The sequence below is a fragment of the Stenotrophomonas sp. CS3K5 genome (genome assembly GCF_059515225.1).
Genome location: NZ_JCAKRX010000013.1, coordinates 118,239 through 131,642 on the forward strand (window position 1 = coordinate 118,239; position 13,404 = coordinate 131,642).

General features: G+C 67.2%; 14 protein-coding genes. 10 read left to right on the plus strand and 4 right to left on the minus strand.

All coding sequences use genetic code 11. The features are described from left to right. Positions 1 to 57 precede the first annotated feature (57 nt). From hflK to AC5YGJ_RS17520, 5 genes are all read left to right on the plus strand, one after another. Complete coding sequence (gene hflK / locus AC5YGJ_RS17500) at positions 58 to 1,191, plus strand: FtsH protease activity modulator HflK (RefSeq protein ID WP_106550318.1); 1,134 nt, start codon at positions 58 to 60, stop codon at positions 1,189 to 1,191. Beyond that, entirely contained in the window at positions 1,188 to 2,051 is an 864-nt protein-coding gene (gene hflC / locus AC5YGJ_RS17505) for a protease modulator HflC (RefSeq protein WP_010482785.1), read from the plus strand. The genes hflK and hflC overlap by 4 nt, the downstream gene beginning before the upstream one ends. A gap of 67 nt (positions 2,052 to 2,118) precedes the next feature. Further along, positions 2,119 to 2,304, plus strand: coding sequence for a DUF2065 domain-containing protein (locus tag AC5YGJ_RS17510; protein ID WP_106468837.1), 186 nt, complete (start codon positions 2,119 to 2,121; stop codon positions 2,302 to 2,304). A gap of 328 nt (positions 2,305 to 2,632) precedes the next feature. Continuing rightward, positions 2,633 to 3,925 (plus strand): adenylosuccinate synthase, encoded by a 1,293-nt coding sequence (locus tag AC5YGJ_RS17515; RefSeq protein WP_049421231.1) that lies wholly within the window; start codon positions 2,633 to 2,635, stop codon positions 3,923 to 3,925. A gap of 153 nt (positions 3,926 to 4,078) precedes the next feature. Continuing rightward, entirely contained in the window at positions 4,079 to 4,741 is a 663-nt protein-coding gene (locus AC5YGJ_RS17520) for a hypothetical protein (protein WP_496187268.1), read from the plus strand. Here AC5YGJ_RS17520 and AC5YGJ_RS17525 read toward each other — a convergent pair. Both AC5YGJ_RS17525 and AC5YGJ_RS17530 read right to left on the minus strand, forming a co-directional pair. After that, positions 4,677 to 5,327, minus strand: a complete 651-nt coding sequence (locus tag AC5YGJ_RS17525) for a M23 family metallopeptidase (RefSeq protein ID WP_496187269.1) — start codon at positions 5,325 to 5,327, stop codon at positions 4,677 to 4,679. The two genes, AC5YGJ_RS17520 and AC5YGJ_RS17525, sit on opposite strands and share 65 nt — an antisense overlap. Positions 5,328 to 5,331: 4 nt before the next feature. Continuing rightward, positions 5,332 to 6,291 (minus strand): L,D-transpeptidase family protein, encoded by a 960-nt coding sequence (locus AC5YGJ_RS17530; protein WP_409460342.1) that lies wholly within the window; start codon positions 6,289 to 6,291, stop codon positions 5,332 to 5,334. 235 nt (positions 6,292 to 6,526) lie between these two features. On the opposite strand from AC5YGJ_RS17530, the gene AC5YGJ_RS17535 reads away from it, so the two are divergent. Genes AC5YGJ_RS17535 through AC5YGJ_RS17550 form a run of 4 tightly spaced genes read left to right on the plus strand, consistent with a single transcriptional unit; the run spans position 6,527 to position 10,214 of the window. Further along, complete coding sequence (locus tag AC5YGJ_RS17535; protein WP_249843208.1) at positions 6,527 to 8,653, plus strand: methyl-accepting chemotaxis protein; 2,127 nt, start codon at positions 6,527 to 6,529, stop codon at positions 8,651 to 8,653. Positions 8,654 to 8,710: 57 nt separating this feature from the next. Further along, positions 8,711 to 9,205, plus strand: coding sequence for a hypothetical protein (locus tag AC5YGJ_RS17540; protein WP_496187270.1), 495 nt, complete (start codon positions 8,711 to 8,713; stop codon positions 9,203 to 9,205). Positions 9,206 to 9,210: 5 nt separating this feature from the next. Then, on the plus strand, positions 9,211 to 9,513 hold the full coding sequence (locus AC5YGJ_RS17545; RefSeq protein WP_496187271.1) for a hypothetical protein: 303 nt from the start codon (positions 9,211 to 9,213) through the stop codon (positions 9,511 to 9,513). After that, positions 9,510 to 10,214, plus strand: a complete 705-nt coding sequence (locus AC5YGJ_RS17550; protein WP_496187272.1) for an alpha/beta fold hydrolase — start codon at positions 9,510 to 9,512, stop codon at positions 10,212 to 10,214. The genes AC5YGJ_RS17545 and AC5YGJ_RS17550 overlap by 4 nt, the downstream gene beginning before the upstream one ends. An 11-nt stretch (positions 10,215 to 10,225) precedes the next feature. On the opposite strand, the gene AC5YGJ_RS17555 is transcribed toward AC5YGJ_RS17550, so the two are convergent. Continuing rightward, positions 10,226 to 10,408, minus strand: coding sequence for a hypothetical protein (locus tag AC5YGJ_RS17555; RefSeq protein ID WP_249843211.1), 183 nt, complete (start codon positions 10,406 to 10,408; stop codon positions 10,226 to 10,228). 23 nt (positions 10,409 to 10,431) lie between these two features. Further along, positions 10,432 to 12,522: a catalase gene (locus tag AC5YGJ_RS17560; protein WP_249843212.1), complete on the minus strand. Its 2,091-nt coding sequence runs from the start codon at positions 12,520 to 12,522 to the stop codon at positions 10,432 to 10,434. 115 nt (positions 12,523 to 12,637) lie between these two features. On the opposite strand from AC5YGJ_RS17560, the gene AC5YGJ_RS17565 reads away from it, so the two are divergent. Next, the gene (locus AC5YGJ_RS17565) at positions 12,638 to 13,360 is read left to right on the plus strand and encodes an AraC family transcriptional regulator (RefSeq protein ID WP_107231198.1); all 723 of its coding nucleotides are present in this window, start codon (positions 12,638 to 12,640) and stop codon (positions 13,358 to 13,360) included. The last annotated feature ends 44 nt before the right edge of the window (positions 13,361 to 13,404 follow it).

Consider the following 13,404-nt stretch of genomic DNA (forward strand, 5'->3'; position numbering starts at 1 on the left):
CACGGCTGGTGGTGCGGGAAGGGCCCGCGCCGCAGCCCAAATCTTGACGGAGCGTGCATGGCCTGGAATACACCCGGCGGCAACAAGGGCGGACAAGGCCCCGAGGACAATCGACGCGGGCCGTTCGGCTCCCGCGGCGGTGGCAATGGTGGTGGCTGGGGCGGACTGCCCGGGCCGCTGAAAGACCTGTTCGACGGCGGCATCGTGCGTTGGGTGGTGGCGGCCGTGGTGCTGCTGGTGCTGTTCTCCAGCTTCCAGCTGATCGGCGAACAGCAGCGTGGCGTGGTGCTGCGCTTTGGCCAGTTCTCGCGCATCCTGCAGCCCGGACCGAACTTCAAGCTGCCGTGGCCGATCGAATCGGTTACCAAGGTCAACGCCACCGAGATCAAGACCTTCTCGATCCAGGTGCCGGTGCTGACCCGTGACGAGAACATCGTCAACGTCTCGCTGAACGTCCAGTACCGCATCGACGACCCGCAGCAGTACCTGTTCGGCACCGTGGATGCCAACCAGGTGCTGGAACAGTCGGCGCAGAGCGCGGTGCGTGAGGAAGTCGGCCGCGCCGACCTCAACGCCGTGCTGAACAACCGTGGCCCGCTGGCCGTGGCCGCCGAAGAGCGCCTGCAGGCGCTGCTGAAGGCGTTCAAGACCGGCCTGACCGTGACCGGCCTGACCCTGCAGGACGCCCGTCCGCCGGAAGAAGTGAAGCCGGCCTTTGACGAGGTCAACGGCGCCCAGCAGGTCAAGGAACGCCTGATCAACGAAGCCCAGGCCTACGCCGCCAAGGTCGTGCCGGAAGCCCGTGGCCAGGCCTCGCGTGCCCGTACCACCGCCGAAGGCTACAAGCAGGCCGTGGTGTCCAAGGCCGAGGGTGACGCGCAGCGCTTCAGCCTGTTGCAGGCCCAGTACAAGGACGCCCCGGAAGTGACCCGCAAGCGCCTGTGGCTGGAGACCGTGCAGCAGGTGCTGAGCGAGAACCGCAAGGTGATCGGTGGCGATGGCCGCCAGCTGATCTACGTGCCGATGACCGGCGATACCCGTCCCACCACCTCGGCCCCGCCGGGGGTCACCAACCCGGAGGTGGTGATGCCGTCGCTGCCGGGTACGGCGGTGGAACAGTCCCGTGATCCGGGTCGGCCGGTGGGCCGCCCGACCGGGCGACCGAGCGGCCGTGAGGAGGGCAGCCGATGAAGAGTCCAATCTGGATCGCCGTGATCGTGGCGGTGGTGCTGGGCCTGCTCGGCTCGGTGTACGTGGTCCGTGAGGACCAGACCGCCATGGTGCTGAACCTGGGCAAGGTGGTGCGTTCGGACATCAAGCCGGGCCTGCACTTCAAGGTGCCGGTGGTGGAAACGGTGAAGGTCTTCGACCGCCGCTTCCAGGTGCTCGATACTGCCCCGGCGCGCTACTTCACCGCCGAGCAGAAGGACGTCAGCGTCGACTTCTTCGCCATCGGTTACATCTCCAACGTGGGTGACTACTTCCGTGCCACCGGCGGCGATCCGCGCATCGCCAATGCCCGCCTGGCGCCGATCATCACCGACTCGCTGCGCAACCAGATCAACTCGCGCACCCTGCAGCAGCTGGTCTCCGGCGACCGCAGCGAGCTGATCGCCGAGCAGCTGAAGGGGATCAATGAAGCCGTGGCCGGCCTGGGCATGCAGATGATCGACCTGCGCATCAAGCAGGTGGACCTGCCGACCGACAGCCAGGTGATCAACGACGTGTACGAGCGCATGCGCGCCCAGCGCAAGCAGGAAGCCGCCAAGCTGCGTGCGGAGGGCGAGGAGCAGTCGCTGACCATCCGCGCCCAGGCCGACCGTGACAGCACCGTGCTGATCGCCGAAGCCGAGCGTGATGCGCAGCGCCTGCGCGGTGAAGGCGATGCCGATGCCGCCCGCATCTACGGCAAGGCCGGCTCGGCCGACCCGTCGTTCTACGCGTTCTACCGCAGCCTGGAGGCCTACCGTGGCTCCATGACCGACGGCAACGGGGTGATCGTGCTGGACAAGAACGACCCGTTCCTGCAGTACCTGAAGAACGACCGCTGAGGTCGCAGGGCATTACCCCACGGGGCCCGGCCAGATGCCGGGCCCCGTGCTTTTTCCGGAGTCCCCCATGAAAGATCTGTTCGCTGCCGTCTGCCTGGTGGCGGTGCTGGAAGGCCTGTTCCTGTTCGTTGCGCCGATCGCCTGGAAACGCATGGCAGAGCGCCTGCTGGATCTGCCCAGCCCGGCCCTGCGCAGCTTCGGTGGGCTGGTGCTGCTGGCCGGCCTTAGCCTGCTGTGGTGGGCCCGCCACTAGACGCCCCGGGGCGGCGGCCTGCGTTCACATGTGTGGCCCGGCTCTGGTAGATGCCAACCTTGATTGGCGTTGCCGGCCAGCGGCCGGCACTACCAGGCGGGGCGCCTGACCGGCCGGTGAAGCCGCCCGTCGGAAAGGTGGCACCCGACCCCGGAAACCCGGATAATGCACAAAAGCCGGACGGGCCTCCCCCGTTCGGCTTTTTCCGTGTCTGGGCCATCCATCGCCGGCCGCTCCCCGTTTGGAGCCGCCTTGCAGGTGCTGGCCAGCCCCGCCACGGTTTACCCGTCCGCGGCCCCGATGGCCGCAACAAATCGAGGAGCCCGTCATGGGTCAGTCTGTCGTAGTGTTGGGTGCCCAGTGGGGCGATGAGGGCAAGGGCAAGATCGTCGATCTGCTCACTGAGGAAATCGGCGCCGTCGTGCGCTTCCAGGGCGGCCACAATGCCGGCCACACGCTGGTCATCAACGGCAAGAAGACCGTTCTGCACCTGATCCCGTCGGGCATCCTGCGTGATGATGCGCTGTGCCTGATCGGCAACGGCGTGGTGATCTCGCCGGCCGCGCTGCAGAAGGAAATCGCCGAGCTGGAAGCCTCCGGCGTGGAAGTGCGTTCGCGCCTGAAGATCTCCCCGGCCGCGCCGCTGATCATGCCGTACCACATCGCCCTGGACCAGGCGCGCGAGCGCGCTGCCGGCGGCAAGGCGATCGGCACCACCGGCCGTGGCATCGGCCCGGCCTACGAAGACAAGGTGGCGCGCCGCGGCATCCGCATCGCCGACCTGCACTACCCCAAGCAGCTGGAAGAACTCCTGCGCACCGCGCTGGATTACCACAACTTCGTGCTGACCAAGTACCTCAACACCGATGCGGTCGACTTCCAGAAGACCTTCGACGAAGCACTGGCCTTCGGTGAGTACGTGCAGCCGATGAAGTCCGACGTGGCCGGCATCCTGCACGACCTGCGCAAGCAGGGCAAGCGCGTGCTGTTCGAAGGCGCGCAGGGTGCGCTGCTGGACATCGACCACGGCACCTACCCGTACGTCACCAGCTCCAACACCACCGTCGGTGGTGCGCTGGCCGGTTCCGGCGTCGGCGCCGATTCGATCGACTACGTGCTGGGCATCGCCAAGGCCTACGCCACCCGCGTTGGCGGTGGCCCGTTCCCGACCGAGCTGGATGATGAAGTCGGCCAAGGCATTCGTGACCGCGGCGCCGAGTACGGTGCCTCGACCGGTCGCCCGCGTCGTTGCGGCTGGATGGACATCGTTGCGCTGAAGCGCGCCGTGGCCATCAACGGCATCAGCGGCCTGTGCATCACCAAGCTGGACGTGCTCGATGGCATGGAAAAGCTGAAGGTCTGCATCGCCTACGAATACAACGGCAAGCGCACCGAGTACGCGCCGCTGGACGCGCAGGGCTGGGAAGACTGCACCCCGGTGTACCTGGAGTTCCCGGGCTGGAGCGAGAACACCCACGGCATCACCCAGTGGGACGAGCTGCCGCCGGCCGCACGCGCCTACCTGCGTTCGCTGGAAGAGCTGGCCGGCTGCCCGATCAGCATCGTCTCCACCGGCCCGGACCGCGATCACACCATGGTCCTGCAGGACCCGTTCGCCTGAGGTAGCGCCGGGCCATGCCCGGCGAAGCGACCATCCGGCAGTGCCGAGCGCTGCCCGGCGTCGCTGAAAGAAGAAGCCCCGCGAAAGCGGGGCTTTTTCGTTACTGTGTCGACAAGACCAGCAGGGAAGCGCCGTGATGACCCGGATGTCAGCGTGAAAGGCGAGACCGTGGTGCGCATCGCCCTGTGGGTGTTGTGGAGCCTGTGGGGCATTGCCTGCGTGGTGTTGGCGCTGGGCGCCGCTGCCAATGCCCTGGCCTCGCGTACGCAGACGGTGCCGCTGATGCTGAGTCCTGGCGCAACCGCCCAGATCACCGTCTACCGCCTCATCGATGACCAACTGCGGCTGCGCCTGCGCTATGCCGCGGACGGTACAGAGACTGACCCCGAGGTGCTGTTGCGCATCGATACTCCCACCGATCATGGAGACTTCCGCGCGGGAGAGCGTTCGGGTGTGGCCGGGCAGGGCATCGACCGAAGGCTGGCATCGGTTGAATCCAGCGGCCTCACGGCGTCCTATTTCGGCTATGGCCGCGGCGATGCATTGCCGCGCGGCCGTTCATGGCTGCGGGCAACCGTGCTGGAGGTGGACCCTGCGCTCGCGGGGCGCGCGGCAGACATCGAGCTGCAGCCGCCGCTGGATCTGCTGAAGCTGACCAACCTGGATTACATCTGGTTGTGGCCGTTCTTCTTCTGGAAAGTGGCGGCGCTGTTCCTGCTGATTCCAGGGGCTGCGTTGGCAGTGTTCACTTTTACCTTGTGGCGCTGGCGGCGCCTGCCGTCGAAGCTGCCGGCTTCAGCAGCGGATACGGATTGATCGATTCGCCCTTCCACCACTGTTTTTCAGGGCCCAGCACGTGCACCTCGAAATGCAGGTGCGGCGCCTCGGCGCTGGCATTGCCGGTGCTGCCCACGTAACCGATCACGTCTCCGCGTTTGATCATCTGCTTCTCAGCAAGGCCATCGGCATAGCGCTGCAGATGTGCGTAGTAGTAGCACCAGCGTCCGCTGGGTTCGAACTGGTAGATCGTCAGCCCGCCGCGCTTGCTGTCGAACAGTTTCTCCACCGTGCCGTCGGCCGCGGCCAGCACGGGCGTTCCGGCATCGGCCATGATGTCGATCGCATCATGCACGCGTCCTTCGCTGCGGGCATCGGTGAAGGTATCGCGCAGCTGCGAGGGCAGCACGCCCTGCACCGGCAACAGCAGGCCGCCCGGTGCTTCATCCAGGCTGGCCGGCAGCGGCGCGCTCGCTGTGGTCGCTTCCGCCGTCGGCGTTGCCATCACGGTGAGTGGCGTTGCAGGCATGGACGCCGCCCTGGGTTCAGCGGCATCGCGGCGCAGCCACCAGCCCAGTCCCACACCCAGCAGCACGCCCAGCACGATCAGCTGCGAAAGACGCATCGGCTCACTCCTGCATCAGCACGGGTACGGAGGTGTCCACCGCATCGGCCACTCGCAGCGCATCCCAGTTGGTCATGCGCACGCAGCCATGCGATTCGGTCTTGCCGACATGGCCCGGCACCGGCGTTCCGTGCAGGCCATAGTGGGGCTTGGACAGATCGATCCAGACCCGGCCGACCGGATTGTTCGGGCCGGGCGGCAGCGTGGCCTTCCTGTCGCCCTTGCGCGCATCCCAGAACAGCTTGGGGTTGTAGTGGAAGGGTGGGTCACGATACACGCCGAGAATCTTCCATTCGCCGATCGGCAGCGGATCGTGCTGGCTGCCTGACGAGACCGGCACCTGTGCGATCACCTTGCCCTGCGCATCCAGCAACTGCAGGGTGGAATCGGATTTGTCGACCACGATCTTCGCCGCCTTCGGCAAGGCCCCCGCTGCGATGTTGGGCACCTGGATGCGGTTACCGGCCCTGGCCAGATCGACGCCAGGATTGAGTGCCTTCAGCAGCTCGGGCGAGGCATGGAATCGCTCGCCCAGTGATTCCTCCACGCTGCTGTAGCCCAGCGCCTTCAGCTTTGCCTGCGCAGCGGGCGTCTTCGGAACGGCGACGAATGGCCCGGCCACGTCCTCGGCGGTCAGCGTGTAGCTGGCCAGTGGCACGACCGTATCGGCCTGCAGGGCCTTCCAGGTGCTGTCGTCCAGCTCTCCGCTCACTGCCAGGCCGTGGGCGGCCTGGAAGCCGGCCACGGCGCGACGCTGGTTGCTGCCGACTTCACCGTCGATCTCGCCCGGGGAGAAATTGGCGCGATCCAGCAGCACCTGGGCGTGCAGCGGTGAGCGCGCCGCGATATCGGGTCCGGCCTTCTCGGCAATGGGCTCCGGCAACGGGGCCGGCGGCGGCACCTGCGCGAAGGCGGGCGACACCAGCAGGGAAAGGGCGAGCAGGGCGGGGCGGTGTACGGGCATGGGCGTCTCCGGCAGATGGCCGCTCCACCCTGCCCGCAGAGGCTGCGCAGCCCCCGTGAAAGCAACCTGATGCCGGCATGAGCAGGTCCGTCTCTGCGCGGTGCAGGCCCTTGTCGCAGAAGCGCGTCACGTGGCCTCACCAAGGTGAACGGCTGCCGACGGGTGTGCGGGTGGCCGATCAAGAATGCCGGTGGGCCGGCCGATACGGGCGCATCCCCCCGTTTTGGATGTACCGATGAATTTCTTGAGGAATGTCAGGGTTGCCTGGCGTCTTGGGCTGGGCTTTGGCCTGTTGCTGCTGCTGGTTGCCGCCGTGGTGGCCACCGGCGCCACCGCCAGCGTGGTGCAGAAGCGCGCGATGCAGCAGGTGGTCGATGTCAGTGTGGCCAAAGTGCGGCTGCTGTCGCAGATGCTCGATGCCAACAACCAGATGATGGTGGTGCGCCGCGAGATGCTGATCCGCCAGGGCGAAGACCGTGGCCACGACGAGCAGCGCATCGCCGACCTGGTCAAGCGCTACGAAGCCAGCTGGAGTGCCTACCAGGCGTTGCCCAGCGATGCCGAAGGCAAGGCGTTCGCTGAAACCATTGCCGCCAAGCGTGCCATCGCACGCCCGCTGAACAAGCAGACCAGCGACCTGATGGAGCATGGCGACTATCCGGGCGCAGTGGCGCTGACCCTGGGCCCGGTGCAGGAAGCGGCCAACGGCTGGAACAAGGCGCTGTCCGATGGCGTGGACTTCGAAGAGAAGGAAAGCCGTACTGCCGCCGCCGAGGCGATCCGCCTGGGCGAGCGCAGCCTGCTGCAGCTGCTGGTGCTGGGCGGTGTTGCACTGCTGGTCGGCATCGCGGCCTCGGTGATGATCGGGCGCAGCCTGACCGGCCCGCTGGCACGCGCGGTGAACCTGGCCGAACGCCTGTCCAAGGGCCAGCTGGACCAGGAATTCCGTCTGGGTGGGCGTGACGAACTGACCCAGCTGGGTGAGGCGATGGCCAGCGTGCGGCAGAGTGTGCAGGCGGCAATCGGCGCGCAGCTGCAGATGGCCGAACAGCACGAGGCCGGCGCGATCCGCTACCGCATGGATGCCAGCGCCTTCCCCGGTGACTTCGGGCGCATGGTGCAGGCCACCAACAGCCTGGTCGAATCGCACGTGCAGGTGGAGCTGCTGATGGCCGAGGTGATGCAGCGCTACGCCATCGGTGATCTCAGTCGTGACCTGCCCGAGTACCCGGGTGAGAAGGGCGCGCTGACCCGCACCCTGGCCGCGGTGAAGCAGAGCCTGATGGCGATCAACGCGCAGATCGATGAACTGGCCCGCGCCGCACGTGCCGGCGACTTCAGCATGCGTGGCGATGCCGCTGCGTTCCAGTTCCAGTTCAAGGCGATGGTCGAGCACCTCAACGGCATGATGGCCAGTTCGCAGGCCAGCATCGCCGATGTCTCCGACGTGCTGCGCGCGATTTCGCATGGCGACCTGACCGCACGCATGGACGGCGACTACGAGGGCGTGTTCGCGCGCATGCGCGATGATGCCAACACCACCACCGCACAGCTGACCGGTATCGTGCGTGGCATCCAGGTGGCTGCCGACAGCATCAACAACGCGGCGCAGGAGCTGGCCGCCGGCAACAATGACCTGTCGCGCCGCACCGAGCAGCAGGCCGCCAATCTGGAAGAAGCTGCTGCATCGATGGAAGAGCTGACCTCCACCGTGCGCCAGAATGCCGAGCTGGCCCGCCAGGCTGACAGCGAAGCGCATGCGGCCGGTGCCGCGGTGCGCGAGACCGAGCAGGCGATGTCACAGATGGCCTCGGTCATGGGTGAGATCGATCAGTCCTCGGCACGCATCTCGGAAATCTCCACGGTGATCGACGGCATTGCGTTCCAGACCAACATCCTGGCGCTGAACGCCGCAGTGGAAGCCGCACGTGCCGGTGAGCAGGGCCGTGGCTTTGCCGTGGTTGCCAGCGAAGTGCGCACGCTCGCACAACGTGCCGGTGTGGCCGCCAAGGAGATCAAGGAACTGATCGAAGATGCCGCTGCGAAGGTGAAAAGTGGCCTGGCGGTGACCGTTGAATCCGAAGCGGCGATCGCCCGCGTGGCCCAGGCCAGTTCGCGCACTACCCAGCTGATGAGCGATATCGCCGCGGCCAGCAAGGAACAGGCGGCTGGCATCGAGCAGGTCAACCAGGTGGTGGTGCAGATGGATCAGGTGACCCAGCAGAACGCTGCGCTGGTGGAAGAAGCCACCGCCGCCAGCCGCGCGCTGGAAGAGCAGGCGCATGCGCTGACCACCTCGGTGTCGGTGTTTCAGCTGGAGCAGGGCGCTGCTGCCCGCGCCGCGGTGGCGCGCGCGGCCTGACCGGTAGGCTACCGCACGCCCCCTTTTTCGGCGATGCTCGCCGGAAAAGGGGGTGGCATGGACAGCAGGGAACCAGAAGGCGCCTATGGCGACGTGCCGAGGGTGCAGGGCATGGAGGTGGCCGCCGTCGCGCCACCGGAAGGACCGACCGACTGGTCGATGCTGCCGCTGACCGGCGGTGATGATGATTCGGCGGTGATGCAGATGGTGCGCCGCATGCGCCGCGAACCGGCGCTGCTGTTCAGCGTGGCCTATCTGCTGGTGTCAGCACTGGGCCTGTGGTGCAGCTTCTGGTTCTACCGCGGGTTCGAGCTGTCGATCCTGGACTACATGCAGCCCAGTGATTTCCTGGTTGCCGGTATCCGCGACCCCGCCTATGTGCTGCTGCTGGCGCTGGGGCTGCTGGTGGTGCTGGTGGCGAGCTGGCCGGAAACGCTGCGCATGCGCAATGCCGCCAAGCTGGAGCAGCTGCGTGGACGCAGCTGGATCTGGCGGGTGCTGCTCCGGCGTTCGTTCCTGACCAGCTGGGAGGGCATCGGCTGCGGCCCCTGACGGCGATGACCCTGGCCGTGGCCGCTTTCATGGCCATCGGCGCGGCCAACTACGTGCAGGTGCGCGGGCAGCAGATCCGAAGTCATGGCAAGGGCGAGGTGATCCGCCTGCAACTCAACGGCGACCCGGCACCGCTGCCGGGCAGTGCCCGCCTTCTGGGCTCCAGCAGCGCTTTCCTGTTCGTCTGGTGGCCGCAGCAGCGGCGTGCCGAAGCCATTCCAATCGCAGCGGTGCGCACGCTGCAGGCGCTGCCGGTGGCGGTGCGCACGCCCGCGCCGGCCGCACCCGCGTCTGGGGCGCCACGTTGACCGGCGCGGTGCCGCCCTGCCTGGTCATGCTGCCGGGGCTGGACGGCACCGGCCAGCTGTCTGTCGCCTTCCTGGCCGCCGTGCGGGCGCACGGTGTGCCCACCCGCGCGCTGGCCTTGCCCAGCAACGGCCCGCAGGACTACGCCAGCCTGCTGCAACTGCTGCGCCCGCAGCTGCCCTGCCAGCCGTTCGTGCTGCTGGGTGAATCGTTCGCCGGCCCGCTGGCCATCCAGTTGGCGGCCGAGGCGCCACCCGCGCTGCGCGGACTGGCGCTGTGCACCACCTTCGCGCGCAGGCCTTTGCCGGTTCCGGCTGCAGGTGCGGCGTTGCTCGCGCCCGCCTGGCCGATGCCACCGTTGCTGCTGCTGTCGCAGCTGCTGCTGGGGCGCTGGCGCAGCCGGCAGACCCTGCGTGAGCTGCGCCTGGCGCTGGCCCAGGTGCCTGCAGCCACACTGCGCCAGCGCGCCGCAACCACCCTGCGCGTGGATGCGCGCCAGGCGCTGCCACGCATCGCGGTGCCGACGCTGTGTCTGCAGGCCCGCCAGGACCGCCTGCTGTGGCCGCCCAGTGTGGCCGAACTGCAGGCGCTGCTGCCGGACGCCCGGCATGTCACCCTGGAAGGGCCGCACTTCCTGTTGCAGGCGCGCACCGACGCGGCCGCCACCGTGGTGTCCAGCTGGGTGAGGGCGCTGCCGGGCTGACGCGCCGTTCGCTAGCGTTTGCTCTTGCGGCCACTGCCACTGCGTTTGCCACCGCCATCCTGCTTGTTGACGGTGGCCCAGGCGATGCGCTCGGCGGTGCTTTCACTCGCGCCGCGCGCGCGCTCGCTTTCCTCGATATGTTCGGCCTGGCGCTTCTGCTTGTCGGTGTAGGCAGATTTGTCACCCTGGGACATGTCGTTTCTCCGGGAAGGATGATTCAGGCCAGCAGGCGCAGCTTGGGTTCGCGCGCCCACTGGCGGGTGGCCGCGGCAGCCAGGAAACCCTTGGCGTCCTCGGCCTCGACGATGCCGGCATCGTTGCCCACGCGCGCGGCCTTCAACAGCGCCTGGCCACCCGCATCGCAGGCGATCGCCTTGAGATGGGCCCAGGCATGGCTGACGAACTCCACCGCGGCCGCTTCCTTGACCAGCCCTTTGGCGGCGTCTGCGCTGAGCACCACCGCCACCGCATCGAACAGCACCGACGGCGTGCCGGCCAACTGGCCGTCGGCGGCCTGCACCTTGCCATCGCTCAGGCGCGCGCCGCCCACCTTCGGCGCGACCAGCTTCACCTCGGCGCCGGCCTTCTGCGCGGCCTTGCGCAGGCTGGCGATCAACCCCGCATCCGAGCCTTCGTCGAACAGGATGCCGATGCAGCGCCCCTGCAGCGTGTCCTTGGTACGGCCGATGATGCGCACTTCGGGAATGGCGGGCATGTCGCGTGCCGGCGTTGCGGTCGGCGCGGGTTCGGGCAGGTCTGCCAGCGCCAGTCCGTCGGCCACGCGCTTGGCCAGCGATTCATCGATGTTGCGCAGATGGCTGATCGTACGCACGCGCACCTTCAGCGTTTCCACCTTCGACAATTCGAACACCAGCGCCGAGGCGAGGTGTGCCTGCTCGGGCTTTTCCAGGCTGCGGAAGAACGCGCGCGCCTGGCTGTAATGGTCGGCGAAGCTCTCTGCACGGGTGCGCCCCTTGCGTCCGTCGTCGGCCGTGGCGTGGCTGCGGAAACCAGCCTGCGTCTCGCGCGGGCTGTCGTCTTCCAACGAACTGGGGTCATACGCCACGCGCCCCTTCGGCACCTGCATCTGCATGTGCCCATCGCGCTGGTGGTTGGCGAAGGGGCACTTGGGCGCATTGACCGGAATCTGGTGGAAGTTCGGGCCGCCCAGCCGGATCAGCTGCGTATCCAGATACGAGAACAGGCGCCCCTGCAGCAGCGGGTCGTTGCTGAAGTCGATGCCCGGCGGCACGTTGGCCGGGCAGAATGCCACCTGCTCGGTTTCGGCGAAGAAATTGTCCGGCCAGCGGTCCAGCACCATCCTGCCGATCACCTGCAGCGGCACCAGCGATTCGGGAATGATCTTGGTCGGGTCCAGGTGGTCGAACGGGAACGCTTCGGCGTCTTCCTCGCTGAACAGCTGCACGGCCAGTTCCCATTCGGGGAAGTCGCCGCGCTGGATGGCCTCGAACAGGTCGCGACGGTGGAAGTCATTGTCGGCGGCCTGCAGCTTCAGCGCTTCGTCCCAGACGGTGGACTGGATGCCCAGTTTCGGCCGCCAGTGGAACTTGACGAAGGTGGAATCGCCGGCCTCGTTCAACAGGCGGAAGCTGTGCACGCCGAAGCCTTCTATCATGCGCAGGGACCGCGGAATGGCGCGGTCGCTCATCGCCCACATGATCATGTGCATCGATTCGGGCATCAGCGAAATGAAATCCCAGAACGTGTCGTGCGCGCTGGCCGCTTGGGGGAACGCGCGGTCCGGTTCCATCTTCACCGCGTGCACCAGGTCGGGGAATTTCATCGCGTCCTGGATGAAGAACACCGGGATGTTGTTGCCCACCAGGTCCCAGTTGCCTTCCGGCGTGTAGAACTTCACCGCGAAGCCGCGCACGTCACGCGGGGTGTCGACCGAACCGGCACCGCCGGCCACGGTGGAAAAGCGGGTGAACACAGGCGTCTTCGTGCCCACCTCGGTGAGCACGCGGGCGCGTGTGTACTTGCCCAGCGACCGGGTCAACTGAAAGTAGCCATGGGCGGCGCTGCCGCGCGCGTGCACGATGCGCTCGGGAATGCGCTCATGGTCGAAGTGGGTGATCTTTTCGCGCAGGATGAAATCTTCCAGCAGGGTGGGGCCGCGTGGCCCCTGGCGCAGCGAGTTCTGGTTGTCGGCAACCGGGATGCCCTGGGCGGTGGTCATGGGCGGGTGCGTGCCGCCGGCGTGCAGATGCAGTTCGTCGCCTTCGCCGCGGCGCTGGCTGGGGGACGGGGTGGGTGCGCGCTTGCCGGTCTGCTTGCTGGCGGCCATCGGGAGCTCCGGGATCGAAGGACAAAGAAAGACTGACAGTCGCCCCATGGCCGTTAACCCAGGGTCCGCCGCGGGTGAACGTACGGGCAAAAGCAGGCTCGGGTATGCTTGCCGCATGCGAGTCGAGCCCACCGACATCGAAGCCCTGTTCGACGCCATCCCGGACGTGCTGTTCTTCATGAAGGACCGCCAGGGGCGTTACACCCACGTCAACCAGACCATGCTGCGGCGGCTGGGCCTGCGCGCGCGCAAGGACGTGATCGGGCGCACCGCAGCAGAGATCTACCCGACCGGGTTGAGCGCGGACTACGTGGACCAGGACGCCCGCGTGTTGTCCGGCGAGGTCATCGAGAACCTGATGGAACTGCATCTGTTCGCCAACCGCGAACCGGGCTGGTGCCTGACCTGCAAGCGCCCGCTGGTGGTCGATGGGGCCATCGAGGGCTTGATCGGCATTTCCCGCGACCTCGGCCAGAAGGACAGCCTGGGCAGCCAGTACGAGCAGCTGCGGCTGGCGCTGGCCCATCTCAACGCGCACTACGCCGAGAACGTGCGGATGCAGACCCTGCTGGACATCACCGGCTTTTCGCTGTCCAAGCTTGAGCGCAGCTTCCGCAAGGTGTTCCAGATGACCCCGCAGCAGGTGCTGACCCGGCTGCGGATCCAGATGGCGATGCACCTGCTGCATGGCGACGACAGCATCGCCTGCATCGGCCAGGCCTGCGGTTTCAGTGACCAGAGCGCCTTCACCCGCAAGTTCAAGGCTGAAACCGGTTTCTCGCCCCGTGCCTACCGGGCCCGTATCGGTGGCAACGTCGGCGAGCCTGCGCTGGCCTGAGCCACCTGCTGCGCTGCGCCTATCCGTGCAGGCGTGGGACAGGG